19 protein-coding genes are annotated in these 26,787 nt (G+C 43.8%); 4 read left to right on the plus strand and 15 right to left on the minus strand.

Annotated features, from left to right (window positions below):
- Positions 1–7 precede the first annotated feature (7 nt).
- The 9 genes from ABIB39_RS00215 to ABIB39_RS00255 form a co-directional block, all read right to left on the minus strand.
- A complete protein-coding gene (locus ABIB39_RS00215) occupies positions 8–1,759 on the minus strand; it encodes a RagB/SusD family nutrient uptake outer membrane protein (protein WP_354426575.1) in 1,752 nt (583 codons plus the stop codon).
- 300 nt (positions 1,760–2,059) lie between these two features.
- Positions 2,060–2,887: an alpha/beta hydrolase gene (locus ABIB39_RS00220; protein WP_354426576.1), complete on the minus strand. Its 828-nt coding sequence runs from the start codon at positions 2,885–2,887 to the stop codon at positions 2,060–2,062.
- Positions 2,888–2,900: 13 nt separating this feature from the next.
- Entirely contained in the window at positions 2,901–4,286 is a 1,386-nt protein-coding gene (locus ABIB39_RS00225) for an SGNH/GDSL hydrolase family protein (protein WP_354426577.1), read from the minus strand.
- Between the two features lie 5 nt (positions 4,287–4,291).
- Positions 4,292–6,616 carry a GH92 family glycosyl hydrolase gene (locus ABIB39_RS00230; RefSeq protein ID WP_354426578.1) on the minus strand — a complete coding sequence of 775 codons (2,325 nt, stop codon included), beginning with the start codon at positions 6,614–6,616 and terminating at the stop codon, positions 4,292–4,294.
- 207 nt (positions 6,617–6,823) lie between these two features.
- On the minus strand, positions 6,824–9,400 hold the full coding sequence (locus ABIB39_RS00235) for a glycoside hydrolase family 38 C-terminal domain-containing protein (RefSeq protein WP_354426579.1): 2,577 nt from the start codon (positions 9,398–9,400) through the stop codon (positions 6,824–6,826).
- The gene (locus ABIB39_RS00240) at positions 9,381–10,808 is read right to left on the minus strand and encodes an SGNH/GDSL hydrolase family protein (RefSeq protein ID WP_354426580.1); all 1,428 of its coding nucleotides are present in this window, start codon (positions 10,806–10,808) and stop codon (positions 9,381–9,383) included. Before ABIB39_RS00240 ends, ABIB39_RS00235 begins: the two co-directional genes overlap by 20 nt.
- Positions 10,809–10,839: 31 nt before the next feature.
- Complete coding sequence (locus ABIB39_RS00245) at positions 10,840–11,589, minus strand: SGNH/GDSL hydrolase family protein (protein WP_354426581.1); 750 nt, start codon at positions 11,587–11,589, stop codon at positions 10,840–10,842.
- Positions 11,590–11,597: 8 nt separating this feature from the next.
- Positions 11,598–13,112, minus strand: a complete 1,515-nt coding sequence (locus ABIB39_RS00250; RefSeq protein WP_354426582.1) for a sialate O-acetylesterase — start codon at positions 13,110–13,112, stop codon at positions 11,598–11,600.
- 178 nt (positions 13,113–13,290) lie between these two features.
- On the minus strand, positions 13,291–14,112 hold the full coding sequence (locus ABIB39_RS00255) for an alpha/beta fold hydrolase (protein WP_354426583.1): 822 nt from the start codon (positions 14,110–14,112) through the stop codon (positions 13,291–13,293).
- A gap of 268 nt (positions 14,113–14,380) precedes the next feature.
- On the opposite strand from ABIB39_RS00255, the gene ABIB39_RS00260 reads away from it, so the two are divergent.
- The 3 genes from ABIB39_RS00260 (at position 14,381) to ABIB39_RS00270 (ending at position 18,404) form a co-directional block, all read left to right on the plus strand.
- Positions 14,381–14,629, plus strand: a complete 249-nt coding sequence (locus ABIB39_RS00260; RefSeq protein ID WP_354426584.1) for a hypothetical protein — start codon at positions 14,381–14,383, stop codon at positions 14,627–14,629.
- Between the two features lie 12 nt (positions 14,630–14,641).
- The gene (truA, locus tag ABIB39_RS00265) at positions 14,642–15,430 is read left to right on the plus strand and encodes a tRNA pseudouridine(38-40) synthase TruA (protein WP_354426585.1); all 789 of its coding nucleotides are present in this window, start codon (positions 14,642–14,644) and stop codon (positions 15,428–15,430) included.
- 88 nt (positions 15,431–15,518) lie between these two features.
- Positions 15,519–18,404, plus strand: a complete 2,886-nt coding sequence (locus ABIB39_RS00270) for a glycoside hydrolase family 38 N-terminal domain-containing protein (protein ID WP_354426586.1) — start codon at positions 15,519–15,521, stop codon at positions 18,402–18,404.
- 45 nt (positions 18,405–18,449) lie between these two features.
- On the opposite strand, the gene ABIB39_RS00275 is transcribed toward ABIB39_RS00270, so the two are convergent.
- Positions 18,450–19,790, minus strand: coding sequence for an NHL repeat-containing protein (locus ABIB39_RS00275; protein WP_354426587.1), 1,341 nt, complete (start codon positions 19,788–19,790; stop codon positions 18,450–18,452).
- 291 nt (positions 19,791–20,081) lie between these two features.
- A complete protein-coding gene (locus ABIB39_RS00280; RefSeq protein WP_354426588.1) occupies positions 20,082–20,879 on the minus strand; it encodes a glycoside hydrolase family 16 protein in 798 nt (265 codons plus the stop codon).
- 381 nt (positions 20,880–21,260) lie between these two features.
- Between ABIB39_RS00280 and ABIB39_RS00285 the strand changes: the two genes are divergently transcribed.
- Positions 21,261–22,613: an APC family permease gene (locus ABIB39_RS00285; RefSeq protein WP_354426589.1), complete on the plus strand. Its 1,353-nt coding sequence runs from the start codon at positions 21,261–21,263 to the stop codon at positions 22,611–22,613.
- A gap of 1 nt (position 22,614) precedes the next feature.
- On the opposite strand, the gene ABIB39_RS00290 is transcribed toward ABIB39_RS00285, so the two are convergent.
- The 4 genes from ABIB39_RS00290 to ABIB39_RS00305 form a co-directional block, all read right to left on the minus strand.
- Entirely contained in the window at positions 22,615–24,276 is a 1,662-nt protein-coding gene (locus ABIB39_RS00290; protein WP_354426590.1) for a tetratricopeptide repeat protein, read from the minus strand.
- Between the two features lie 27 nt (positions 24,277–24,303).
- Positions 24,304–25,134: an amidohydrolase family protein gene (locus ABIB39_RS00295; RefSeq protein ID WP_354426591.1), complete on the minus strand. Its 831-nt coding sequence runs from the start codon at positions 25,132–25,134 to the stop codon at positions 24,304–24,306.
- 92 nt (positions 25,135–25,226) lie between these two features.
- Entirely contained in the window at positions 25,227–26,054 is an 828-nt protein-coding gene (locus tag ABIB39_RS00300; RefSeq protein WP_354426592.1) for an OmpA/MotB family protein, read from the minus strand.
- 22 nt (positions 26,055–26,076) lie between these two features.
- Positions 26,077–26,739, minus strand: a complete 663-nt coding sequence (locus ABIB39_RS00305; protein WP_354426593.1) for a DUF2461 domain-containing protein — start codon at positions 26,737–26,739, stop codon at positions 26,077–26,079.
- Positions 26,740–26,787: the final 48 nt, after the last annotated feature.

Below are 26,787 nucleotides of genomic sequence, written 5' to 3' on the forward strand. Positions count from 1 at the left end.
ATAAAAATTAATAACCAGGGTTTTGGATCACATCTGGCGATTTTGCCACCTCGGCCTGCGGTAAAGGCCACAGATACATTGCCGGGCGGAAATTTCGTTTACGTACATCAAAAATTTTATAAGTAACATTACTACCATCGCGGTTAACCTCCATCCCTTTGGTTTGAATATTATCGGTTTGCTCGGCAATTTTCCAGCGGCGTACATCCCAAAAACGGTGCTCTTCAAAAGCAAGCTCTACACGGCGTTCGTTACGGATAACCTCGCGCATTTGCACCTGGCTTAAACCGGCGGGCAACTGGTATGGCGACAACCCCGCACGCTCCCTCACCTTTTCAACTGCTGTATAAACAGTTCCATCCGGCCCATTATATTCATTGGCCGCCTCAGCGTAGTCAAGATACATTTCAGCGAAACGAATTAACGGCAAACATCTTTCTGTACGATGGATAAAATCATTGGCTACAGCATTTGGCGATAGCATTTTATTGGTATAATATCCTGTAGATGTACCCACGTGAACTGCATCAGGACCGGTTTTGGTACCGTTAAAATTACCCTGGAAGATATTTACTGGCGAAAAGCCCGATACAAGCCTGTTTTGCATTAAAGTTTGGTCGCGCACAACGGTGTAATCCAATCGCGGGTCGCGGCCGGCGTACGGGTCTTGCGGGTTGTACGTTGATGCGGGGTCTGTAATAGCTTTACCATTCTTCATTGGGAAGGCATCAACCAAACCTTGTAAAGGGAATGCTCCATTTTTACCTGTACGTGATGGCGGCTGAAAAAGGTTTTCAAGATCCACATTGTCATTGGGTCTCATTAGCTGGAAAATATATTCGGTATTATAACGCTTAGTAAACAGGTCGCGAAAACCAACACCCGGCGTAGAATTATCTAAATTTAACGAGTATGCACCCAGGCCTATCACCGCGGCGGCGGCATCCTGTGCTTTTTTCCATCTTTCTTTATCATATGAAGGATACCCTACTACAGCATCATTTTTGGTGCCTTTAAGCGGCGCTTCGTTAAATAGCGGGCTTGCAGCATATAATAACACACGGGCTTTTAAAGCCAAACAAGCCCCTTTTGAAGCACGGCCATAATTGATGCCGCTTTGCGCGTTTGGCAGATCCTGCGCTGCAAGGTCACATTCGGCAAGGATATAATTTACACACTCCTCATAAGTATTACGGGCCGCGGGGATCTTATCGGTATAGTTAAATAAACTATCGCCCGCCAAGTGGATACCACCATAATGTTTAAGCAAAATAGAATAGTACCAAGCCCTTAAAAAGTGGGCCTCAGCCACCATTTGTGTTTTTGTAAATGAGTTAATGGGCGACTTTGGCAGGTTTTTAAGCAGTTGGTTAACCGACCGGATATTAGTGTATGATTTTTTATAAGCATCATCGGTAACTACCGCTGCATTAATGGTACCTGTTTCCCAGGCTAATGCGGTAGAACCACCCGAGCTAAATACCTCTGCCTCATCTGATGAAGCATCTAAGCCGCCATTTGGTGTTTGATTGAAAGCATTAGGCCCGTAAGTAAAGCGGCTTGCAGATGCGCTAAACCCAACGTTTTCATAAATACCTGCTAAAAAGCGCACGGTGTTGGCACTATCTTTAAAAACAGTTTCTTCGGTAAGGTTAGATGTTGTTGTTTGCCCCAGGAAGCCGTCTTTTTTGCAGGATGCAAGAACAAACAACACCAGAAAGAAGGAACAAGCAAATAACTGTAAGTAAATTTTTTTCATACTATAGGGTTATACATTAAAAGCCCATTAGGCCCCGATATTTTATAGTTTAAGCGTTAAAAATCGTTTTAGCAAACTTCAAAAGATTGCACGATAATACGCTGCCTTAAAATTTAAATAAATGGTTTATAATTATTGGTTTGTAATTATGTGCTAATATAAGTCGTAAAAACGATTTAGCAAAGTTTTTATGGCTTTTTTTAACTTTTAATAATTTACAGCCTTCGGCAGCAATTGTTTAACATTTTAATAAGTTTTATAAAGGAAATAAGCAATCTTTTTAAAAAGTATTCTTCTAAATTATTTTTCGCTATTAAAATACCTGCTAAAAAACAACGACTGGTAGTTTATAGAGTTCCCCCAATATTCCCAGGAATGCCCTCCCGGCCTTACTGTGTAATCATGCGGAATCTTCCGTTCCATCAATTTTTCGTGTAATTCCTGGTTACCGCTGTACATGCCATCGTCGTAACCGCAATCAAACGTTAGGGCAAGCGCGTTTGGTTTTAGCAGGTACACCAAGCTAACTACGCAGTGCTGCTCCCACACCTCGGGGTGTTCGCTGTACTTGCCTAAAACCTGCTCAATACCGTAACTATCGGCAAACTGGCGTATATCAACAACCCCGCTCATGCTGCCTGCAGCACCAAAAATATCCTGGTGTTTAAATGCCAGGAAAAGTGCGCCGTGGCCGCCCATACTTAGGCCGGTAATGGCCCTTCCTTTACGATTGGCTATGGTTGAGTAGTGTTTATCAATATAGCTTACCAATTCGGTACCTATGTAGGTTTCATACATCCACTCCTTGCTTATCGGGCTATCAAAATACCAGCCGGCAAAATTGCCATCGGGGCAAACTATAAGCATGTGATAGGTATCTGCCAGTTTTGTAATAGCGGGGATCTTTTTGATCCAGTCGCTGTAGTTACCGCTAAACCCATGCAAAAGATACATTACCGGGTATTTTTTTGATACTGAATAATCCGCCGGTTTTACAACCACCGCTTTCATATCTTTATTCATAACCGTGCTATGGGTTAAGGCAGTATCAACATTACCGGCGGTAGCTTTTAGCCAAAACGAGCCTGCACAGATCAAAAAAAGCGTAAATATTTTTTTAGTATTCATCTTAATAGGAATGTTATTTTGAAGCAACTATCTGAATGTGGTGGGTTTGCGGTTTGTTAATGGCGTAGATCTGGTCTGTTAATACATTCATTTCTTTTTGCCAGGCATCGCGTACATTTTTGTAGCGGGCGCGGGTGTAATTATCTTTATTGCCGTTCACGAAAATATTTTTTGCGGAATGGATCTTAACCGAATCCATAGCGGCGTTGCTATCTTTAAACAGCATCCCTTTATCCTTTAAAAAGTCGTACTCCATCCACATGTAATTTCGCAGGCGCCGCTCAATTTCCCAACGCTCCTCGTTCAATTCGCGGATCTGGATAGCTTGCTGATATTGCGGGGTGGTAGAGATCTCGGCCAGGTTAATACCATTGGCAAATGCCGACGCCGACCAGCTGCCCATCTTTTCACCGTCGATCAAAAGGTCATATTGGCCGTTTGAAAGGCTTTTTACGGTCAACATTTCCCTGTTAAATTCATCGTTAAACGGTACCACCTTTAATGCATCCGATTGTTTTTTGTTGTTACCCCAACCGCGCGGAATGGTATCTAAAGGGTATGGTAAGGATTTTGCCAGGTAATTGAATGATAAAGATTTAGCTGTAGATGCTAAATTTAGAACCGTGCAATTAACCGCTTTTGATACCGTTTTACCGGTAGCGTTGATATTAATATCAGCCACTACATTATTACTTAGTCCCTGGGCTTTAAGAAAAAGGTAAGCCATTACCAGGTGCCCGTTATTATCGGGGTGGATACGGTCGTTAGGGGTTAGGCTAAATGTGCTGTCTTTTAACTGTTCGCTCTTGTTTATCGCATCCATCGGGTGAAAAAAATCTACAAAGCCCCAGCCGTTATTTTTTGCTGATTGCCGCTGGTGATCTATCACTTTGGCCAAAGCATCGCTTTTATGCGGGTAGATATTTTTCTTGGTGAATTTGGTGGTCTCATCATACGGCGAACCACCTATCAATATCTTGCGGATCTCCGTATGTTTTTTCAGTTTGTCTTCGAGCGCCGCATAGGTTTTATAGCTGTTAACGAGGCGCTTATCAATAAAGTCCTGTCCATCCGGGCGGTACCATTCAAAATAACCGGTGTCATTCATCCCCCAGGTAAGCGTTAAAACGGTTGGCTTGCGGGCCAGCGCATCGGCATCAATACGGTAAGCCATCTGGTTAATGTCATCACCACCAATACCTACGTTATAACACGTGATACGCTGGTTTGGGAAATGCGTCATGTAATATAGCCAGATGTACGAGTGATAGTGGCCGCCATCGGTAATGCTGTTACCTACAAAGGCTATCCTGTCGCCGGTTTTAAACGGCGCTATATTTTGGGCGCTAACGCCGGCACTTAAACCAATACCAATTAACAGCGAATAGAGTTTCTTCATAAAATTTAGTTTGTACCCCAGTTTTTATTTGGCTGCGCGCCCATGGTAAGCTCCAATGTACCGCCCGCTGCCAAATCTTTATAATCGAGGTAACATTTGTTGTATGCGCTGCCATTAAGCTTCGCGCTTTGTATGTAAATATTTGTGGCCGAATTATTTTTCGCCGATATGGTAAAGGATTGCCCCTTAGCATATTTTGGATCGAGTTTTAAGGTTACTTTATCAAACACCGGGCTGGTGATCTCCTGGCGGGTATCGCCGGGGCAAACCGGGTGCAAGCCTGTAGCGGCCAACACGTACCATGCCGACATTTGCCCAACATCCTCGTTACCTACCAAACCTTCAACCGAGTTTTTGTATGCACGGCGACAGATCTCGCGCGTCCACTTTTGAGTAAGCCACGGCTGGCCCAAACGGTTGTAAAGGAACGGTACATGGTGCACCGGCTCGTTAGCATGATTATAGTAATCGTTCCACATCATGTTATCGGGTGTTTTGGCAAACAGGTTGTCCAAATCGGCAAGTACTTTTTCTTTACCGCCCATTAACTGCACCATGCCATTAACATCGTGCGGTACAAACCAGCCCTGTTGATAAGGGTTGGTCTCGAAAGTGCCATACCATTGCGTCATCCTGCCAGAATCGGGCCAGGCAACCCATTTGCCGTTCTCGTCCTTGGGGCGGAACCATCCTTTATCCTTATCAAAAATATTTTGGTAGGATAGGCTTCGCGCAGCATATTTTTTCTCATCTGCCGGATGTTTTAACCATCTGGCCAGCTGCGCAACACACCATTCGTTGTAAGCATACTCCAAAGTTTGTGCAATACCAATGCCACCCGGCGTATAGCCCTTATCGCCATTACCGAATTTCTCTACTGAACCAACAGACAATGCATAAGCTTTATTTACATCATAATTGCGGATCCCTTTGGCATACGCATCAGCAAAAACGGAGGTCATGGGGTTGCCCAGCATACAGCCCGTGTAGGCGTTTAATAGCTCCCATCGTTCAAAATAGTTTTTCTGTTTTTGATCGGCAAGGGTAACCATCGAGTTCATCAGATCGTTAACTAACGATGGGTTGATGATGGTTTGCAAAGGCATCTGGCTGCGGAAAACATCCCATCCGCTAAATATCGTGCGCTTTTTAAATGCCGTGGTGTAGTACGATTTACCATCGCCACCGGGATATTTACCATCTACATCACTGATGATGCGCGGGTCTATCATGGTATGGTAAAGCGCGGTATAAAATACTTTCTTCTGATCAACCGTACCACCCTGGATGCTTACTTTAGCTAAAGCCTTATCCCATAAGGCAACGGCGCGCTGATGTGCGGCATCAAAATTCCAGTCCTTAATTTCGGCAAGCAGGTTATTTTTTGCTCCCGCGATACTAACAAACGAAATGCCCGATTTCATCAGCACCTGTTCGCCCGCTTTGGTGGCAAACTGGGAGTAAAAACCAAGGTGTTTGCCTTGCTTTTCTTTGATACCTTTTAGTATAGCAGCATTAGCTACTTTGTCCTGGTATTTGTCGCTGCCTACTTCTTCGCGCTTGCGCACCCAATTATCGGGGATATCGGCGCTCCAAACACCAAAATCTTTCAGTGGCTTGTTAAACTTAGCAAAGAAGTAAACCATGTAATCGGCATGCCCGTCCCCGTTACCCCAGCCGCCACCATCTGGCGTACATTTCATCCAGCCTTGTATGGTGTAGTTATCTAACACCTTTACATATTGCAAGGTTGATGTACCACCTACCCTACGGGCAAGATCTATCTGGATGCGCGATAATGTATTTTTAGGAAACGTGAAACGCAGCATACCGCTATGTGGCGCGGCTGTCATTTCTGCCTTAATGTTATAATCTGTTAATAAGGTGCTGTAGTACCCCGCCGATGCCTTTTCGCTTTGTTTTGAATATTGCGAGCGGTAGCCACCTTGGGGATGTGCAATGGTACCGGCCTTTGTTTTAAGCTTGCCCGTGGTTGGCATCACCAGGAAATTCCCAAGATCGCCATACCACCCTATACCACTCATTTGCGTAAAGGCAAACCCTTCGATGCTTTTCTGCTCGTAGCTGTAGCCCGAGCCATTGTCTCCACCGGTAATAGTATTAGGGCTTACCTGCACCATGCCATAAGGCGTTGTTGCACCGGGGAAGGTTTTACCAAGTCCATGATAGACGCCTGCATCTGCCGTGCTGGTACTGGCACCTATAAAAGGGTTTACGTACTTGGCAAGGTTTTGCGCACACAGCGGCTGCATCGCGGCAAGGCCGAGCGAAATGCTTACTGCAAGGTATTTTTTTATATTACGAAACATTGTAATGAACAATAATTGGGTTGCCCGAATTCTTAAGCTAATAGCATAACCAGCTATTTTGCCCAAACTCCAATCATCAAATTATAGTGTGACTAGATAAAATCGGTTGTTGTTTATTAATTGGTATTAATACGTCCAAATATACAAGAAAAAACGATTTAGCAAATTTTATAGAATTTATTTTATATGTTGATGTTAAGCCAGCTTTTAAATGCCCTTTGCATTTACCAAACGAATTGTGCGGATCCCGAATTTTGGCATTGCTATACTTATAGATGTTTCCCCGTTTTTCGTTTTCTTAGCGACCATCGTTTCTACTGACTTACCATTCAATTCACTTAATACAATTTTATCGGCCTTGCAATTGAAGGTGACTTTGCTTTTTACATTAGCCGCCCCTGTATTAAACAACCGTACCATCATATCATTCCCATCAAAATTAACTGCCGAAATTTCATAACCAAAAGGTACTTTAACCAGCGATTTACCAGATGACGTTGGTACAGATGACAGTGCTGCTACCGACAGCGGTTCGTTCCACTCGTTATTTTGCTGCTGGATGGCGGCTTTGTCCCACTTCCCAGCATGCGGTACCAGGGCATAATTAATGGTAGTTGGGCCGGTGATACTATGGTCCTTTCCCCATAAGCCCAAACCCGAGTACTGGATATTTAACCCTAATGGAAAATTCTCGCCATGCGCGTAACTGGTTGTATGGTCTGTAAACAGGGCCATGCCATATTGGTTATCCTGATCAGTAACATCCACCCAGTTTAAAATGATGTTGTTTTTGATGCTATCCCAACGGGTGAAAAAGGTGTTATTTAGTTTACTTTCAGTAACATCAAACGGCGCGTTTTTGTAGACATTTTGTTGTGAAAGGTTTAGCGGAAAATAAGCCAATAGCTTTTCTTTGTCGTTGTAAAAAGCTTTTTCGGGGTTATCCAGTCTGTAAGTGTTTGGCGGGGTTGCCTGTCCAATGCCGGGGTTGCCTTTCCAATTGATATTTACGCTGAGATCTATACGAGGATTTCCTTGTGTCACGGTTAATAACTGCGTGTAATCGCTACCGTTTAAAGTGCCTTTGATAGATAGTTTAATTTGCAGCGGCCCTTGTTCAATTATCTCAACCTTAGCCGGATTATCAGTAGTAGACTTAAACCCACCGCCGTTATAAAAATTACCGCGAATCTCATTAAAGGCACGTGCATTTTTTTGATCTACAAACTGCTTATTGTTTAATGTTTTGGCTACAATGCTTTTGAGAGCGCCGCCATGCGCCGGGTCGATAATGATCTTGTACAGATCTGTTTCCATCAGGTAAAGACCATTTTTCAAAACAGTAACCGACGCGCCCTTTATTACCGATACTTGTTGCGCCTTTAATTGATAAACGGCATACCCCATTGCAGGTACCTGCGCTTTAAAAAACAACTTTGTTTTATCACTGCCTAACTGGGCGGGCATTTGTAAACCTGTACTGTTGAATATAGATAATTGCTTTATATCGATACCCTTAGGTGCCTCAATAAAAACTACTTCATCACGATCAATACCTGTGGTATTGTAAACTGTGAAATAATTGCCGGAGGACGTTTTATTGTTGATTAGCGCCTGGGCGTTATTAATAATGCTGTCACAAATTCTGTTAGTATTAGCTGTCCAGTCGACTACCTTATCTGCCCAGGTATCGCCCTTTTTACCGTTGTAGGGCACTATCCAACAATCATGATGTTGCGACAGCAGCAAGGTGCGCCATGCCGAATCGAGCTTTGCCTGCGGCCATTTATACCCTGCATATATTTTTGCGATAGATGCTATTTTCTCGGCTTCTATCAACTTGTTTTCTGAAACGCGCACTTTTTGGGCTATTTGCTGCATCACCTGCGAACCCCAAACCAGGCTCACCTGGATATCTTCTTGCGATAGTTTCCAGTCCTGCCGCTCGTCTTTCTTGGCAATGTTATCAAAGTAATTACGCCAGGTAGTATAAATACTTGTTATGCCATTTTTGATGCCCTTGCCTATAAATGGGCCATTTTTCCAGCCGGCATCCTGTAAGGTCATCCCCACAGGGTGCGGCATGCCTGCGGCAAAGGCAGCGTTGATATATTGCGGCGAGTTATTCCAGGCGATGGTCTGCCAGGTTGATCTCGGCGCTAATTTTTCGCCCTCGTATCTTGGCGAGGTAATGATAGAGCTACCATCGGGCCCTATCCAATTTACCAATTCGCCGGCATGGCTGCGGGTGTACCCGCCCCAGCAAGTATTTGGGTTTTTAAGCGATGCGTATTTAAACCCAAACGATTTTAGTATCTGTGGTAACGCGCTTGTAAAGCAAGGTTCTTCGGACGAGTAACTGCTAAAAACAGCGGTCGGGAAATGCTTTTTCACCAAGCCAATACCATAGCTAAACTGGCGGATGATGCTCTCGCCGGAGATGTTATAATTATAACTTTGTGCATAAGCCGGGTTAACATATTCGATACGGCCGTTAAGCGACTGATCTGCAAACAGGGCTTTAAAATCCGTAAAGGCAGCCGGGTCTACGGCTTGTGCCCTTGCCCATGTTTCAGGTTCAAGCTCGATGTTGATCTTCCAGTTTGGGTTGCTTTTCAGCAGCTCGGCCATAAAGCGGGTATTCCAGTCGGGGTAATGCCCCCAAATGCCGCCATGGTAACCATCGATATAATAGGCAGTTTGTGCTGACGCATTGGTGCCGATAAAAAGGGCACAGGCCGATACCCCTATAAATTTTAAGATCTTATTTTTGAGTAAGTACATGCTGATCTGTATTAACCTTCAGTATTTCCACTTTATGGGCTACCGGGCGGTTGATAAGGTAAATTTGGTTGGTAAGCAGGTCCATTTCTTTTTGCCATGCATCACGTATGGGCTTCAGGCGGGCTTTGTAATAAGTATTTAGTACAGCGCCTACAAAGAAATCCTTTTTAGCATAATGCTGTACTGAATCTATAGTTGCTTCGCCATCATTATGCAGCAAGCCGTGTGGTTTCAGGATGGAATAGTGCAGCCACCAGTACTCGCGCAGGCGGCGTTCTACTGCCCAGCGCTCCTCGTTCAGGTGCATTACGGCAAGCGCTTGCTGATACTGTGGGGTTACATGCACTTCAGCCAGGTTTATGCCTGTTTGCAACTGACTACCCGCCCATATACCAACCAATTTGCCATCTATTTTTAATTCGTATTTATTACCACCGTTTAGGTTTTGTACTTGTAATAATTCCTGGTTAAACTCCTGCTGAAAAGGCACTAATTTTAAACCGTCAGCTTGCGACCGCCCCTGTTTACCGATGCTTTGCACCAAGGTATCAATTGGATAAGGCAACGCGTTGGCCTTGTAAGTGTAGCTAAGCCCGGTCTTGTCAGATCTTAGCCCGGTTATCAAGCAATTCTCGTTATTGATGACCGCATTTTTTTTGCTATCGATATTAACCGCGGCAACTTTCATGTTTGTAAAACCCTGCGCTTTTAAAAACAGGTAAGCCATCACCATGTGCCCGTCTACCGTTGGGTGGATCCTGTCGAAACTTTGCATCGAGAAGGTAGAATCCTGTAATTGCTGCTGCTTATTTATGGCGATCATGGGCTTGCTAAAATCCATAAACTCCCAGCCGTTTGCTTTGGCGGCATCCTTTTGAAAACCGACAATGCGTTGCATAGCCGCGTTCTTATTAAAAATAACACCCGGTTTTATCTTAGAAGTACCATCATAAGGTGACGAACCGATCATCACTTTGCGTACTGTGGGGTGTGCTTTAAGGTGTTTTTGGATCTCTAAAAAGCTTTGGTATGACGTGGCGATTTTAGCGTTATAATTCGAGTCGGCTTTTGCTCCTGTAAGCCATTGGTAGCCCGTATCGTTCATACCAAAGGTAAGCGCCATCACCGTCGGATGCTTATCAAATACATCTTCTTGAAGGCGTTCGTCAATCTGTTTTGCCACGTCCCCGCCTATACCCGCATTTATAAAATCCACCCGCATGTAGGGCATCCGCGTCATGTAATAAAGCCATATGTACGAATGGTAATGCCCCCCGTCGGTAATGCTGTTACCAACAAATGCTACCCTGTCGCCTGCCTTAAAAGACTTTACCTGCTGGGCGTTAACTGAAGTAGCTACCCCGGCAGAAAAGATCAATATAAATGTCCTCAATAAGTGTTTTATCATATAAATCGTTTTAGCGATTGGTCCAAAAAGACTATTTCAACGCCTTTTTAATTGCCTCGTCGGCAAGTGGTTCCATTATTTTATACCCTGCCAGGTTTGGGTGCAGGCCATCTGTACTTAATCCATCCCTCAAAGCCAACTTATCATCAACCATAGCCGAATAGTAATCAACATAGCCTAACTTGTTTTTCAATGCGTAATCCTTTAACATAGCATTAAGCTTTGCAATAGGCTCTTTAGGATCAACACCCGGTTTCCATCCAATAGCATAGGCAGGTAAAACCGAGCAAAGTATCACCTTAATATTAGCAGTTTTTGCCAGTTGGGCCATCGAGAAGATATTGCCCGCTACATTTTCTAAAACAGACGGGCCCGTATTGCCGGCAATGTCATTTATACCCGCCAGTATAATAACCACTTTAGGTTGCAGGTTTATTACATCTTCCCTAAACCTAACCAGCATTTGCGGGGTTGTTTGCCCCCCAATACCACGATCTATGTATGATCTCGATTTAAAAAAATCCGGGTCGGTATTGATCCAGTTGTCGGTTATTGAATCACCCATATAAACCACGCGTTTTTCGCCGGGCGCAGGTGCGGGCATCTTCAGGTTGTCGCCCGCGTAACGGTTAAGCCAGGCCCAATCGTTATGGTAGCGTTCTTCTACCGCCTTTTGGAAATTAGCCCAAGCCTCGGCTTTTTTCTGCTCTTCGGTTTGCTGGGCATTTGCTTTAAGCGTTGCAACCATCAGCAGGCATAATAATATTTTAAACGATTTCATATCAGGTATTATTTTTTCACGATAACAGGTTCGGGCCAATCATCCGTGCGGAAAGGTACCGCAGGCAGGCCATCGCCGTTCTCGAAATTTGTTACAGGATAATTGGTAAAGGCATAACGCACGGCTACAGGCTTTTTAACCTGCCTGGCAATCAGTTCAACAATATTACCATTGATCTTTGCGTCCGCAGGATAAAATTTATGGTCCTCACCAGCTAACATAAAGTATTTTGGCGCACTCCCATCATTTGTGCGCAGCCCCGATTTTATACTGGAGGGGATGAAATTTATGATAGCTATCTTCCTCAAAAACTGCACATGATCTACATGCGGGCCTTCATAGTTAACGCTCAGCACGCCGTAAGTGCGGTTCAGGGCCGTACGTGCAAGCCTGTCGCCTACCGGCTTTTTATCTATGGGGTGAATATTTTTTGCATCGCCTACATCCATAGTAACCACCATAGCAGTATTCTCCATTTTTGATACCTTCTCCTGCACTTCGCGGAAAAACGCATAATCGTTAAGGGTAGAATCCATTTTACCGTAAGCATGTGGGGCAACCTGTACATAATAAAAGGGCAGATCGCCCTGCGAAAATGCTTTGCGCCAGCTCTTTATCTGAGCATAACTCAGTTGCAAATAACTATCCCGCTCGGCGCGGTTAGACTCGCCCTGGTACCAGCAAATGCCTTTTATAGACAGGTTATAAAACGGATAGATCATGGCGTTGTGGATCAGAAAGGGCTGGTAAACTCTATCGAACGAAAACACCCCGTCAAGCTTTTCTTTCGACTTTGGATCGTCAAAAAAAGGCTTTAAATAAGCCCTGTTTAGCATAGTATCGGCTGCCATTACGTCCTGTGCCACGTAGGCCTGTTCCCAAGAGCCACCAATGCCGGTGTAGATAAGGCCGATTGGGATGTTCAACTTATTTTGCAACCCCTTTCCAAAATAATAGCCCACGCCACTAAATTCTTTCACCGTTTCAGGCGAGCAAACCTGCCATTCGCCTTTAATCGTATCTATGGGCTTGGTATTCCAGTTAAAACCTACATTTAGGATTCGGATATTAGCATCCTGCGCCTTAGCGACTTCGCTGGCGGCATCCTTCACCTCTTTCATGGGAAACTGCATGTTAGATTGCCCGCTCAAAAACCAGACGTCGCCTACAAGTAAATTAGATAAAACTATGGTAAGTGTGCCGTTTTGTACGCTTATTTGGTGAGCCGTAAAATCGCCGGGCCTGGCTTCGGGCACCGGGATAATGGCTAAAAACTTATTATCGGCATTTGCTGTAACACTTATTCCTGTTACCATCCAATCTGCCTTAACAGAAACAGTATTACCGGCGGTGGCATCCCCCCAAACTTTAAACGGTTTGTTTTGCTGTATAACCATATTGCTTTGCAATACCTGGTTAACCTTAAATGTTACCGGGTTGCCCGCTGCCGTTTTTGCCGGCTGCGCAAAACCAACTTGCACAAGAAAGCATATCGTACAAAAAAACGGTAAAGCTTTAAACATTTAATATAGCGTTGGTATTGGTTTAAAGTAACAAATGTATATAAAGCTTTTAATTTTTACTAAATCAATTTAGCAAAATCGATAACTAACACCCTTTTTTAACTATTGATAACAAAAACGCCTTGAAAACTTAATTCCAAGGCGTTTTTTGACCTAAAATGACCAAAAAAGTCTTTATTTAGCCTTTAATAAATGTCAAAAGATCTTTGTTGATTGTCGCTGCTTCCGTTGTAGGCATACCATGGGGGAAACCCGGATAAGTGATCAGCGTACCATCTTTTACAAGCTTTGCTGCTTTTACGCCGGTAAGTTGGTAAGGTACTATCTGGTCGTCTTCGCCGTGCAAAACAAGTACGGGTACATCAACACTTTTCAGGTCTTCGGTAAAATCCGTTTCCGAAAATGCCTTGATACACTCGTAATGCGCTTTAATGCCGCCCATCATTCCCTGGCGCCACCAATTGTCCCTTACTCCTTGCGATACCTTAGCACCCTCGCGGTTATAACCATAAAACGGCATGGTAAAATCCTGGAAGTATTGCGGCCTGTTATAAGCCGTACCCTGGCGGATCTCATCAAATATAGCCATCGGGATGCCATCCGGGTTACCCTCGGTTTGTGCCATAATTGGGGTAACAGCGCTGATCAAAACAGCCTTTGCTACACGCCCTTTATTGTATTTGGCAACGTAACGGATAACCTCGCCCCCACCTGTAGAATGCCCAATGTGTATGGCGTCTTTCAGATCAAGTGCTGCCGTAAGTTCAGCAACATCGGCCGCGTAGGTGTCCATATCATGGCCTATTGCTGTTTGGCTTGAACGGCCGTGCCCGCGGCGGTCATGCGCTATAACCCGGTAACCCTGCTCCAGGAAAAACATCATTTGCCCGTCCCAATCATCGCCGGTTAATGGCCAGCCATGGTGGAAAACTATCGGTTGCCCGGTACCCCAGTCTTTATAATAAATTTCGGTCCCGTCTTTTACTTTGATCGTACTCATTGTGGTTTTTTTTAAAGGTGATTGTTGTGATAAATTTTGTCCGATATATTCCTAACCGGGATATCGTACTTCCCAATATTGCTTAGTGTATATTGAACACCTAAATATACTATACATAGCACAATGTGCATAGTATGATTGGCCACAAATGCCAAAATCATATCATTATTTGCAAAAAACACTTAATTTATAGGTTAGCGGAGGTGCAAGAAAGCAATGGCCTTTCTTATTTATAAAGCAATATCTTTGCAGCTGTAATACAATATTTATGAAACACGAAGAAGTGGTTGCCGCGTTAAAAGTTATTGCCGAAAAAGGCCTGGCTATTAACATAACCAAACCCGACTTGCAAGAACTAAAAAAATTCAACCTGATAGATATTGGCAAAGGCGAAGAAGCTAAACGTTCGCCTGCCTGTACCCTAACTAAAAAGGGCCGTGTAATGCTGAAAGCTAACCTGCCCAAACCTGAAAAAACCGATGATGCGGAAGCAGGCGACGACGAAACTACCGATTAACCCACTCAACTGTTGCGCTACTTTTTCCATATAGGTTACCATGGCACCAACTACAGCGGCTGGCAGATCCATCCGGATGGGATAGGCGTACAGCAAGTTTTAGAAAAATGCCTGAGCCAGGTTTTTAAGAAGCCCCTTCAGATAATAGGTTGTGGCCGTACCGACGCGCAGGTGCATGCCAGCCAATTCTTTTTCCACCTGGATATAGCGGATACCTGGGATTTTGACCTGGCGTTCAGGCTTAATAATTTGTTGCCCGATGATATCGCGGTGTTTGATATCATTCCTGTGGATGCAAAGCAACACGCCCGTTTTGATGCCGTACAGCGGAGTTATGATTACTTTATCCATACCTACAAAGACCCTTTTCTTAGTGGTTTCAGTTCTATGTATCCCATCAAAAGCTGGGACGTGGACAGTATGAACCGAGCGGCAAAATTGTTATTACAATATACAGATTACCGCGCTTTTTGTAAAATGCCCGGCCGGAACCAGCATACTATCTGCAACATTATTGCGGCTGAGGTTTTTACAGATACCTCGGGCGACAGGCTCCGTTTCCACATCTCTGCTAATCGTTTCCTGGGCAAAATGGTACGGATAATTACCGGTAAATTGATTGATATCGGCAGCGGTAAACTTAGTGTTGATGAGTTTGAAGCGCATCTGATAGACCCACAGTTCCCCCAGGTAATTAAACCGGCCTACCCACAGGGTTTGTACCTTAGTAAGGTTACCTACCCTTATCTGGATATCCCGTTACGCAATACCTTTTTACGAATAATGGCCAACTGGCAATAGCGATAGCTATCATTCATTTTATTTATATATTGCTCCCATATCTACAACGTTTTTACAAACTGTTAAAATTAAAAATATCAGCACTTTTATGAAAAAATACACATTTGTTTTATTGCTCTCACTTTTAATAAGTACGTACAATACTACATATAGCCAAACAAGTGCTGCAAACTTTACATCAATAACCTTGCAACCAACCATTGCTTATATAAAATATAACGGCGAAACCCGCCGCATGGCAAGGTTACTTTTCAAAAACGGCAAAAGCTACGCTGCTGCTGATATAAGTGTAACTTTTAATGACCGTACCGAACACATTACTATACCAGCAAATAAAGACGGCTTAGATGTATTTGAACTTGCTCTGCCGGGCGATGCCATTAAAGTATCAACCCAGGCAAGCGTTACTGTAAAAACAGATAATCAAACATATAAAGCCCGCTGTATTGTAGAACCCGCGCGCAGTAACTGGAATGTTTATGTGTTGCCACATTCGCATGTGGATATCGGCTACACTAACACGCAGGCCAAGGTGTTAAAATTGCACATGGAGAACATTGACGAAAGCATTGCCCTTGCTAAAAAAACACAAAACTACCCAGCCGAAGCACGCTTTAAATGGACTACTGAAGCTATCTGGGTGGTTGATAACTACCTTAAACTATCCTCACCAGAAAAAAAGGCGCGCTTTTGGAACGCCGTAAAAAAAGGCTGGATAAACCTTGATGGTGCTTACTGCAACATCAATACCAGCTTAACCGATTCGAGGCAGCTGATGCAGATGTTCGCCGAATCGCAAAGGCTGGCACGCCAACAGGGGATCGAGATCCATACGATGTTCCAGGGGGACGTACCGGGGGCATCATGGGGGCTGGCCGCGCAGGCGGGGCAAACGGGGATCAAATACTTTCTATCGGGCCCAAATGCATCCGACAGGATAGGCAACCTGGCTAAGTGGCAAGATAAGCCGTTCTATTGGGTATCGCCATCGGGAAACGAAAAATTGTTGTTTTGGCAGTGCCAGCCCTACTCCATTGGCTACGCTTTAAAAGGCACCAAGATCCCCAACTTTTTTACCATTGATGAGCCAAAGCCATTTTACACGGGTAAACCAACAGAGAATTTCCTGAACCCTTACATTTTCCAATACCTTGGCGACCTTGAGCAAAAGGGTTTTCCATATGATATGAGCATCCTTACGTGGGCCATGAGCGATAACGCGCCGATAGACCCGGAGCTACCGGATGCTGTTAAAGCATGGAACGAACATTACGAATCGCCAAAGCTCATCATCACCTCAACAAAACAATTCTTCACCGATCTGGAGAAAAAATACAAAGACAAGCTACCGTCCTACCAGGGCGATTATACCGAATACTGGACGGATGGTGTATCGTCAGCCGCCAAAGAAACTGCAATCAACCGCAACGCGTCAGACATTTTAAAGCAAAGTGATGCCATCTGGGCCATTCGCAATAAAGCTGCCTACCCGGCAAGTGCCTTCAACGATACATGGAAAAACCTGTTGCTATTTAATGAACATACCTGGGGCGCTTACAACAGTACCGATGAACCGGATGATGCCAAGGTTAAAAGCGAGTGGGCGGTAAAACAGTCGTTCGCGTTAAGGGCTCAAAAAATGGCCGATTCGTTGATGGTACAAGCCTCCAAAGCGTCATCCGCTACAGCAAATACCATTGATGTTTACAATACCCAAATGTGGGCTCGTACAGATGTGGTTTATGTGCCTGCCGCACTCAGCAAGGCAGGCGACGCGGTTAAAGATGCAACAGGCAAGCGCATAGCATCGCAACGCTTAAGTACCGGCGAACTGGCTATTTTGGCCGAGGCTGTTCCGCAAATGGGCAAAAGCACCTACACCATTAGCGCGGGCAAAGCCTATAACAAAACAAAAGCTATCGCAACGCCGAATACCTTAAATAATGGGGTGTATAGCATAGTGCTTGATAAGGCTAACGGGAATATTCAAACGCTAATTAAAGGCACACATAATTATGTATCAGACACCGCATCGCTTAACCAATATATTTACCTGCCCGGCGATACCTTGAAGAACCTGCAAAGCAGCAGCAACGCCCGCATCAGTATAAAAGAAAAAGGACCGTTGGTGGTTAGTTTGCTTGTAACATCTGATGCCCCAGGGACCAATGGTTTAAAAAGAGAAGTACGGTTAGTAAGTGGTTTAGATAAGATAGAATTAATAAATACCATCTATAAAAAAGCCATCCGCAGGAAAGAAAGCGTACACTTCGCTTTTCCTTTTAATGTGCCAAACGCGCAGGTGCGCTACAGCATCCCTTGGGGAAGTATTGCAGCCGAAGCCGACCAACTGCCCAACTCCAACCATAATTGGTACACCCAACAACGGTGGGTAGATGTTTCAAACGCCGACTATGGCGTTACCTGGAGCAGCCCGGACGCACCACTGTTTGAGATTGGTAAAATCACGACAGACAATTTGCTTGGCGGATTGCATTTTGCGCCGCAATGGCTGTCTTTCACCCCGCAATCATCTGGCATTTATTCATGGGTGATGAACAACCTTTGGCATACCAATTTCAAAGCCGACCAGGACGGCATAGCTACATTCCGTTACTTTATACAGGCGCATGAGCAAGGCTACAATAGTTTAAAGGCAAACCAGGCAGGGCTTAATAATCATCAACCATTGATAGTGGCGGCCGCATCATCTAACGAACAAGGCCTTTCTTTTAAAATTACAGGTGATAATATCTATACCGAAGTTTTAAAACCGGCAGATGATGGTAACGGTACAATTGTGATGATCGTGAATAGCGGAGATGCCGAAAGCACTGTGAAATTTACTTCGCAACAACCCATAGGCATTAAACTTTGGGACAGCAATTTGGCCGAAGACAAAAAGTCGGTATTGGATAATAGCTTTACCATCCCCGGTAAGGGAATAAAAACCATTAGGGTAGAAAGCAAATAGTATAAAAGAGAAAAGCCGCTTTACGCGGCTTTTCTCTTTATTGGTTTATTTAACCTTTCGGATGCGGTTATTATCAAAGTCGGCTACGTATATATTGCCGTTACTGTCTGATGTAAGCCCCTGCGGGTGGTTGAATAAGGCAGTGCTGCCATCACCATCGGTTGTGCCGGTAGCGGTTTTACCGGCCATTATGGTTAACACCTTATCCTTGCTAATTTTAATGATGCGGCCGTTGCCATCTGCAACATACATATTATCGTTGGCAATTGTAATGGCTTGCGGTTTACCAAGTTTTAAGGCAGCAGTATCTATGCCACCGGCAAAGGTGGTAACCACATAATCTTTAGTAATCTTGCGAATCAGGTTGTTCACTGGTTCGGTAACATACATCATACCTGCGGCATCAAAAGCAATGCTACTTGGTTTATTTAGGATAGCAGTGCTACCTGTACCATTTACATAACCTGCGCCCCGGCTGCCAACAACTGTGGTAACAACCCCTGCCGGCGTGATCATCCTGATGAGGTTGTTGCCGCTATCGGCAACATATAAGTTACCGGTTGCATCAAAGGCAAGGCCTGCCGGGGCATTAAAAAGTGCCGCTGTACCCGTGCCATTGCTGTAACCGGCATAGCCACTACCTGCAAATGTGCTAACAACACCTGCGGGGGTAATTTTACGGATGGTATTATTGCCCATATCGGCAACAAAAACATTTCCAGCAGCATCAACAACCAGGCCGGCCGGTGCATAAAACTGCGCGCTTTCCGCAGGGCCATCAGCGTAACCTAAAGTGCCGTTACCAGCTAAAGTAGTGGTAACGCCTGCCGCGTTCACCTTACGGATAACGGAGTTATATGAATCTGATACATACATATTACCCGCGGCATCTAAGGCTACAGCGTTGGGCCTGTTAAATAATGCTGCCGTACCTGTACCGTTTTGGTAGCCCTCGGCAGATCCTGCAATGGTGCTTACTGTGCCATAAGCAGAAGACTGATCGGTAGCGGCCGTTTTAAATTGCACAACATCGCCATAGCCTGTTCCTGCAGTATTAACGGCGTACGTCCTTACATAATAAGTGGTGTTTAAAGCAAGGCCCTTTATTTTGGCACTAAAAGAAAATACATTTACAGTTACAGGTATTTTACTATCAGAAACAGTTGGTGTAGGGTTGGTGCTGCTGTAACAGATCCCATAGTCGGACACTGCAGCGCTGTTGGTAATTACCCCGCCCGTGTATGCGATGGTTGATGTTGGGTCGATAATAACGTTGTTGGTAAGCAAAACAGGCAGGTCGCCTGTAACGGATGTGCCTTTACCGCAGGCGGCAAGTGTGGCAATAAAAACAAAAAGCAATAGCTTAAGCAGCGTAAAATTTTTCATAAAAAATTAGGGAAAAGTTAATTTGTGTGATGTGATAATACAGGGCTAATGTCCCCATAAATTGGGGTAGCAGTTGTTAAAGATTGTTAACGCATGTGTTAAAGTTTGTTAAGGAAAAAGCCCTTTAAAGCCTCTATACGCGTAAAACAAGTGTTTTGAAACAGACAAAAACACGAGGTATAGATAAACAATGGGAATGTGTCGATTAAACTAACCGCCCGGTAAAAAACGGCAAAAAAAAAGCCGGTCGCTAATTAGCGACCGGCTTAGATATTTAGAAGGGGGATGGTATTAGTTTGCTGTAAAAGTAAAGCTGTGGATCACTATCTCTACGCTTTGTCCGTTTGATGGGGCAAGGCCGTTGTAGCACCAAAGGTTTAACAATACCGGCATGCTTTTATTACTGATAGACGTGCCCGGGCTGTTAAAGGTTTTGGTAATGAACTGGTTTGTATCGCCGCTTTGGAAACCATAAAGGCTTTTAAACACCACGCTGGTAGCTGTTCTTTTAAAACGGTGAGTAGTGTAGGTACCACCCGGTGTAGAAAACTCTTGCGAGTAACTTGCCGGTGCAGGTGCATCGCCCACTTTAGGGAAGATGGTGTAGTTTAGGTTTGGCCAGGCCGCGTTGCCCCATCTTGCAAATTCGATGTCTATTTCGTCGCGGCCATCGATGCCCGAGTAATCGAACAAGCCTAAAACGATGTTCTTATCAAGATTGGCTATTGGGCCGTCAATTTGCCACTGGTACGTACCGTAGCCAAAACTTGCGGTGCTCGAGATTTCGGCACACTCCCAATGGTTGTTAGATGCATTTTTAGAAACGCGTAAGTGAAGCCAGCCATTTGCATCAACCCATACGTTGTTGCCTGTCCAATAATTGGGGCCGGGGCCTGCTGTACCTGCGGGTGCCTTCACGTTCCAGGTGTAGCCGCTCCAGGAAATGGTTGCCTGGTCACGCTTGGTGTCGGTTACCGATGCAGTGTTTTCAGGGGCTTTAGCGCTTTGCGGGGCTACCGTTGCCGTTTTTTCTTTAGTACATGCGGCCGCAAATAGCGCTACAAATACAATGCAATAGATTTTTTTCATGGTTATGAATGATTTAAAGGGTGAAAAATTCAAATACTAAAAAATCAGAATAGATAAACCAATATCGCTTACCCCAGCACATTGCGTTATTTATAAGTTTAATACATCGCCTTTAGGGCAAATAATATTTATTACAATTAACTTATATTTAATACATTTTCTAAACAAGTGCATTTAAGCAATCATTTTTACCAATAGTTTTTAAATTATTTTTTAATGTTTAAATACTTATTCTCCGTATTTAATAAGTGTATTGTGTACACCAAAACATAAGATCATAGGCAAAGTCTTACAAATAGCTGACCCAATAAATTTTGCCCGTTGCCGCTTAAAGTTATTTTTGTACTATTAACTGAAATTAATTCTTGCTGATAAACACCTATGGCTGAAACTTCCCTGGTACGCCGACTTGGCCTTTCACACGCTACCGCCATAAACATGACCGATATGGTTGGCATAGGGCCATTTATTACCCTGCCTATGGTGATCAGTACCATGAACGGCCCTTGGTTTTTATATGCCTGGCTGGCGGGTGCATTGCTCTCGTTTATAGATGCTATGGTATGGAGCGAACTTGGCGCGGCCTTCCCCATGGCGGGTGGCTCATACAATTTCCTGAAAGAAACCTACGGCAAAAATGGCCCCGGGAAACTCATGAGTTTCCTGTTCGTTTGGCAAACCATGATACAGGCGCCATTGGTTATTGCTTCTGCAGCTATTGGATTTGCTAAATACTTTTCCTATTTATTCCCGCTGTCTGATATGGAAGCTAAAATGATGAGCGGCGGGGTCGTGATATGTATCGTGGCGTTGCTATACCGAAAAATAGAATCGATAGGGAAAATTAGCGTGGTACTTTGGGTGGGCGTATTACTTACCATGATCTGGATAATAGCCGGCGGGCTGGCGCACGGCAATTTTTTATCACCTATTAAACATATTAATGATGGCTTCAACTTCAATTATGTATTTGTTGCAGCCATAGGTTCGGCCAGTGTAAAAAGCGTTTACAGCTATTTAGGATACTATAATGTGTGCCATTTGGGTGGCGAAATCGTTAACCCATCTAAAAACATACCAAAGAGTATGTTTATTTCTATAGCCGGCATTGCTTTATTATATATGCTAATGAATGTTAGTGTTGTTAGCGTAATACCCTGGAACCAGGCTAAAGACAGCCAATTTGTGGTGAGCGAATTTATGGAGAAATTATCGGGCCATACAGCGGCACAAATTGTTACCTGTTTGATACTGCTCGTAGCTTTTTCATCGGTGTTCTCGGCTACTTTGGGTTACAGCCGCATCCCCTATGCCGCCGCTGCGGATGGCGTCTTCTTTAAGATCTTTGCCCGGTTGCACCCAACCGGAAATTTCCCTTATGTATCCCTGCTATTTTTAGGTGGTATCGCGTTTGTATTCAGTTTGCTTTTCAAACTAACGGATGTTATCAGCGCTATTTTAGCCATGCGGATTCTGATTCAGTTTATCTCGCAGGCATTAGGGCTTTATTTGCTTCGCAGGAAAAAAAGCGAAACCAACTTCCCCTACAAAATGCCACTGTTCCCCTTACCTATTTTCCTGGCGATAGCTATATGGATAGGAATACTTGTATCAACCGGCTTCCACATGGTGCTGGGTGGCTTGAGCGCAATTGCATTAGGCACGGTTGTGTATTTCATAAAAGCCAATATAAATAAGGAATGGCCGTTTAAGCCGGCTAATTATAAGGCGTAAACTATTCTTTCGCGAATATATTTTTGATAATATATCGAGACTCCTTTACCATTATATTTTGAGCAATAAGATCTTTCAAATCTGCTACAGCGCCATCACTTATAACGTAATTATTGTCTTTACACTCTTTAATAAACTTGATGTAAAGGTTTCTTGCTTTCTCAAAATCGCCCTGCCGTAACGTTGCAAGGGCAATGTTAAACATGGCGTAGGTTGCCCCATTATAAAGTTCTATTGCCTTATACGAGTACTCGATACATAGTTTATTATCACCCATACGGTAGTATGTCCAACCTAAATTACCCCATGCGGTTTGGTAGGTGCTATCTATAGCAATTGCTTGCCTGCTTGCTTTTACAGCTTCTTCAAATCTATTAAGTTTATTATAACACATGCTTAAAGAAACATAAGCGTACTTACTTTCCGGCTGTATAGCTAAGGCCCTTTTATTATAAGCAATCGCCCGCTCATAATCCTTATTTTCATAATAGCAATCTCCAATACGTCGGTAAACGTATGCATTGTTGTTATTTAAGCTTATGCTTTTTTCAAAATCTTTTAAAGCGGTAGTAATTGAGGCGTTGTAGAAATGCGCGTCTCCCCTATCTTCATAATAGGAAGCTTTCAGGGAATCGAAATGTATAGCCTGGTCAAAAAAATTAATGGCTGTCTTATAATCATCTTTGTGATAGTATATATCTCCCTTCATGTCATACCCATCTCCATCATCGGGATTCTGTTTAATATGCATATTAATATAGTATAATGCACTATCGAGCCTGTCAGTGTACCTATAAGCACGAGACAGGTTATAAGCACTCCATTTATATGATGGACTTAAATTATTTATCATCTTAAGCCCAGGAATAGCTGCATTATAATCTTCGTTATCTACAAGCGCGGTAGACCTTTCAAAAACAGCTTCATAATATGCCGGAAAAAGACGAATCGCTTCGCTATATGCACTTATTGCGGGTTCATATTGATTTAAACCGGCTAAGCAATCCCCTTTTAACTTGTACGCGTAAGCATAAGCAGGTAATAGCTCAATAACTTTGTCACAATATTTAATACATTCATCGTATTTTTGCACGCCTAATAAGATCTCGGCTTTTAATACGCTGGCAGATACTAAACGTGGATGATCAGCCAATAATTTATCCACCTGTTGTTCAATTGTGCTATCGCGGTCTAAACTTGCAAATAAAATTTTAAAACGTTTTGTAAACAAGCTATTGTCGGCCAATTTCATATATGACCTCATTGTTTTTTCGGAGGGTTTGTTTTTACCAAACATCCCAATAATAAGTGCATCGGCCAAACGCTTCTCCTGTTTTGGTAATTTGCCTTCGGCTGCTTCAACAATAAGATTAAATATCTCATGCATTTGATACGGAAGCGTACGGTCCACTTTCTTTTCCGCATAAATATGGTTGATGCCGGTGGCAAAAAGTTGTGTGCCTTTCTCGAGATCATTCTTTTGAATGTACATGAGCGATTCTTTAAAATACGCAATATAATCCCCCATTTGATAGCCGAGCATGTTAGCTGTAGCAGCTTTTTTATATATAACAGTATCTGCGATGTTTACTGCATTGCTCACCGATACCGTGCTCAATAATATCAGGAAAAACAAGGCTGCAATAAGGCGTTTGGTCATCATGCATGAAGATACATAACATCCTCAATATTACAATTTATAAAACGCCATCGCATTCTTGCCCCAAAACAGTTCTTGTTCGTTTATGGTTAACTTGCTGACATAGCTTTCTACAATACTCAAAACGCCCTCATATCCGCCTGCCAAGTTACATACCGGCCAGTCGGAGCCAAACATTACCCGGGCAGGGCCAAATGCATTGAACACTATATCGAAATAAGGTGTAAAATCTTCCGGTTTCCAATTTACCCAGTCGGCTTCTGTTACCATGCCGGATACTTTGCAGGATACATTGGGTTGGGCTGCTATTGCTTCTATGTCCTCTTTCCAGCCGTGTATTCCGCCATCTTTGATATATGGTTTAGCCAGGTGGTCAATCACAAATCGCTGATCAGGGAAGGCAGCTACCAGAGTTTTAGCGTATGGTAGGTGATTCGGTTTTATGAGGATATCATACGTGAAATTGTACTTGCTTAGCAAACTGATGCCATGCATAAAATCTTTGCACAGCATAAATTGCTCATCAGGTTCGGCTTGTAGTATGTGGCGAAAACCTTTCATCAGGTTAAAGCTGCTATAGTATGCCAAACGTTCTTCGATGTTGGCGGCTTTAAGGTCTATCCAGCCAACAATACCTTTTATAAAGCTATGCTTATCTGCAAGTCCTAACAAAAATTCATTTTCCGCTTCCGATTGGTCTGCCTGTATAGCCACGCATCCGGCAATACCGTTCTTTTCCAGTATCGGCTCAACATCAACCGGCAGCAGATCCCGTTGGATAGCCTTAAGGTCATCGGTTATCCAGGCATCTTTTACGGGATGGTATTGCCAAAAGTGCTGATGTGCGTCGATCTTTAACATAGGCTACGTTGGTGGTACGGCCATACAATATCGAAATAATAAGGCAAAAAAAATCCCCCAATATATTGGGGGATTTGAGCAAATATGTAAGTCTATTTGGTGATCAGGTTATACAGCTCATCCAGTTTCGGCGTAAGCACGATCTCTATGCGCCTGTTTTTAGACAGCGCTTCGGGTGTATTGGCCGTATCTATCGGCTGGAACTCGCCCTTGCCAGTCGCGGTTACACGCTTAGGGTCGATGTTTTCCGTTTCGGTAAGGTAACGGGTTACCGATGTGGCGCGCAATACGCTCAGGTCCCAGTTATCTTTTACCTGCCCAAGGTTCTTGATTTTCTTATTATCAGTATGGCCTTCAACGGCAATGTTTATGTCTGCTTCTTTGTTTAATACGGCCGCTAATTGCTTAAGCGCTTGCTTGCCCTTATCGTCAATAACAATACTACCCGATGGGAACAGCAATTTATCCGTTAACGATACATACACCTTACCGTTGCGGATATCAACCGTTAAACCATTTTGCTGAAAGCCGAGCAGGGCTTTTTGCAACTTATCTTTAAGGGCGGTGGTAGCTTCATCACGCTTGCGTAAAATCTCTTCTACCTCTTTTAAGCGTGCTTCGCGTTTCTGCAAATCGGTAGATAGCTGGGTCACTTTTGATGAGCTTGCATTATAGTTTTTATCCAGCGCGGTATATTTGTCATTAAGGCCGCTGTAGTTGCCTTTAATTGTAGCCAATTCCTGATGAATGCGCGAGGTATCGGCAATTAGTTTTGATACCTGTTCTTCTAATGTAGTGGTACGCGTGGCTAACGAGTCGCGCTCGGCCAACAGGGCTTTATGTTTTTTTGGCGACATTACCACGCATGATTGCAGTGCGGAAACAAGCAGAACGGCTAAGATCAGGTGTTTAAATTTCATGTTGGTATAGAGTTTAAGTGTATTAAGCAATTGCATTTCTCAGGAACACAGTCAACGGATATAACTTGCTGCATATATCCACAATATCCCGCGCGGCGCTGGCTGCCATTACTTCTTTATCTTTAAGCGGATGTGCGACTATAAAACTTTTCAACTTTAAAAGGTCGATATTTTCGTTATCGGCATCGTAACCTTTAGGGGTTGTTTTGAGCTGGTCTTGCGCGCGAAAATCGCCGAATAGTTTTATAAACTCCTTGTCGTCAATAATCTTTTTAAGATCGGCGGCGTTATAATCAATCTCCTGGCGGATGGCTTTCAGGTGTTCGGCTTCGGGCATCCAGTAACCACCGGCTATGAATGATTTACCGGGCTGGATCTGCAGGTAATATTCTACCCCACCCAGTTTAGAGCCCAAGGTTGGCAAACTGATACCGAAGTTGTTTTTGTAAGGCGTTTTATTTTTGCTAAAACGTATATCACGGTAGATGCGCATCACACATTTCTTAGTGTCAAGATCGGCACTAACAGTTGGGTCTACCTGGTGCAGTTTTTCAATTACGCTGGCAGCAAACTCAATAAGGTTTTCGCGGGACTTGTCGTAGCGCTCTTTATTAGCCTGGAACCACTCCCTATTGTTGTTATCAACAAGCTCTTTTAAAAAATCAAGCGTTTGGGATTGTATCATCCAAAAATACATTTTACTATGATCAACTGCGGACCGCGATGATCTATG

This window comes from Mucilaginibacter sp. UYP27 (genome assembly GCF_040547175.1).
Classification (GTDB): Bacteria; Bacteroidota; Bacteroidia; order Sphingobacteriales; family Sphingobacteriaceae; genus Mucilaginibacter.

Bases quoted from the DNA above. Each gene is read 5' to 3' on its own strand.
- ABIB39_RS00215 (WP_354426575.1), bottom strand. From the start codon at position 1,759: ATGAAAAAAATTTACTTACAGTTATTTGCTTGTTCCTTCTTTCTGGTG.
- ABIB39_RS00220 (WP_354426576.1), bottom strand. From the start codon at position 2,887: ATGAATACTAAAAAAATATTTACGCTTTTTTTGATCTGTGCAGGCTCG.
- ABIB39_RS00225 (WP_354426577.1), bottom strand. From the start codon at position 4,286: ATGAAGAAACTCTATTCGCTGTTAATTGGTATTGGTTTAAGTGCCGGC.
- ABIB39_RS00230 (WP_354426578.1), bottom strand. From the start codon at position 6,616: ATGTTTCGTAATATAAAAAAATACCTTGCAGTAAGCATTTCGCTCGGC.
- ABIB39_RS00235 (WP_354426579.1), bottom strand. From the start codon at position 9,400: ATGTACTTACTCAAAAATAAGATCTTAAAATTTATAGGGGTATCGGCC.
- ABIB39_RS00240 (WP_354426580.1), bottom strand. From the start codon at position 10,808: ATGATAAAACACTTATTGAGGACATTTATATTGATCTTTTCTGCCGGG.
- ABIB39_RS00245 (WP_354426581.1), bottom strand. From the start codon at position 11,589: ATGAAATCGTTTAAAATATTATTATGCCTGCTGATGGTTGCAACGCTT.
- ABIB39_RS00250 (WP_354426582.1), bottom strand. From the start codon at position 13,112: ATGTTTAAAGCTTTACCGTTTTTTTGTACGATATGCTTTCTTGTGCAA.
- ABIB39_RS00255 (WP_354426583.1), bottom strand. From the start codon at position 14,112: ATGAGTACGATCAAAGTAAAAGACGGGACCGAAATTTATTATAAAGAC.
- ABIB39_RS00260 (WP_354426584.1), top strand. From the start codon at position 14,381: ATGAAACACGAAGAAGTGGTTGCCGCGTTAAAAGTTATTGCCGAAAAA.
- ABIB39_RS00270 (WP_354426586.1), top strand. From the start codon at position 15,519: ATGAAAAAATACACATTTGTTTTATTGCTCTCACTTTTAATAAGTACG.
- ABIB39_RS00275 (WP_354426587.1), bottom strand. From the start codon at position 19,790: ATGAAAAATTTTACGCTGCTTAAGCTATTGCTTTTTGTTTTTATTGCC.
- ABIB39_RS00280 (WP_354426588.1), bottom strand. From the start codon at position 20,879: ATGAAAAAAATCTATTGCATTGTATTTGTAGCGCTATTTGCGGCCGCA.
- ABIB39_RS00285 (WP_354426589.1), top strand. From the start codon at position 21,261: ATGGCTGAAACTTCCCTGGTACGCCGACTTGGCCTTTCACACGCTACC.
- ABIB39_RS00290 (WP_354426590.1), bottom strand. From the start codon at position 24,276: ATGATGACCAAACGCCTTATTGCAGCCTTGTTTTTCCTGATATTATTG.
- ABIB39_RS00295 (WP_354426591.1), bottom strand. From the start codon at position 25,134: ATGTTAAAGATCGACGCACATCAGCACTTTTGGCAATACCATCCCGTA.
- ABIB39_RS00300 (WP_354426592.1), bottom strand. From the start codon at position 26,054: ATGAAATTTAAACACCTGATCTTAGCCGTTCTGCTTGTTTCCGCACTG.
- ABIB39_RS00305 (WP_354426593.1), bottom strand. From the start codon at position 26,739: ATGATACAATCCCAAACGCTTGATTTTTTAAAAGAGCTTGTTGATAAC.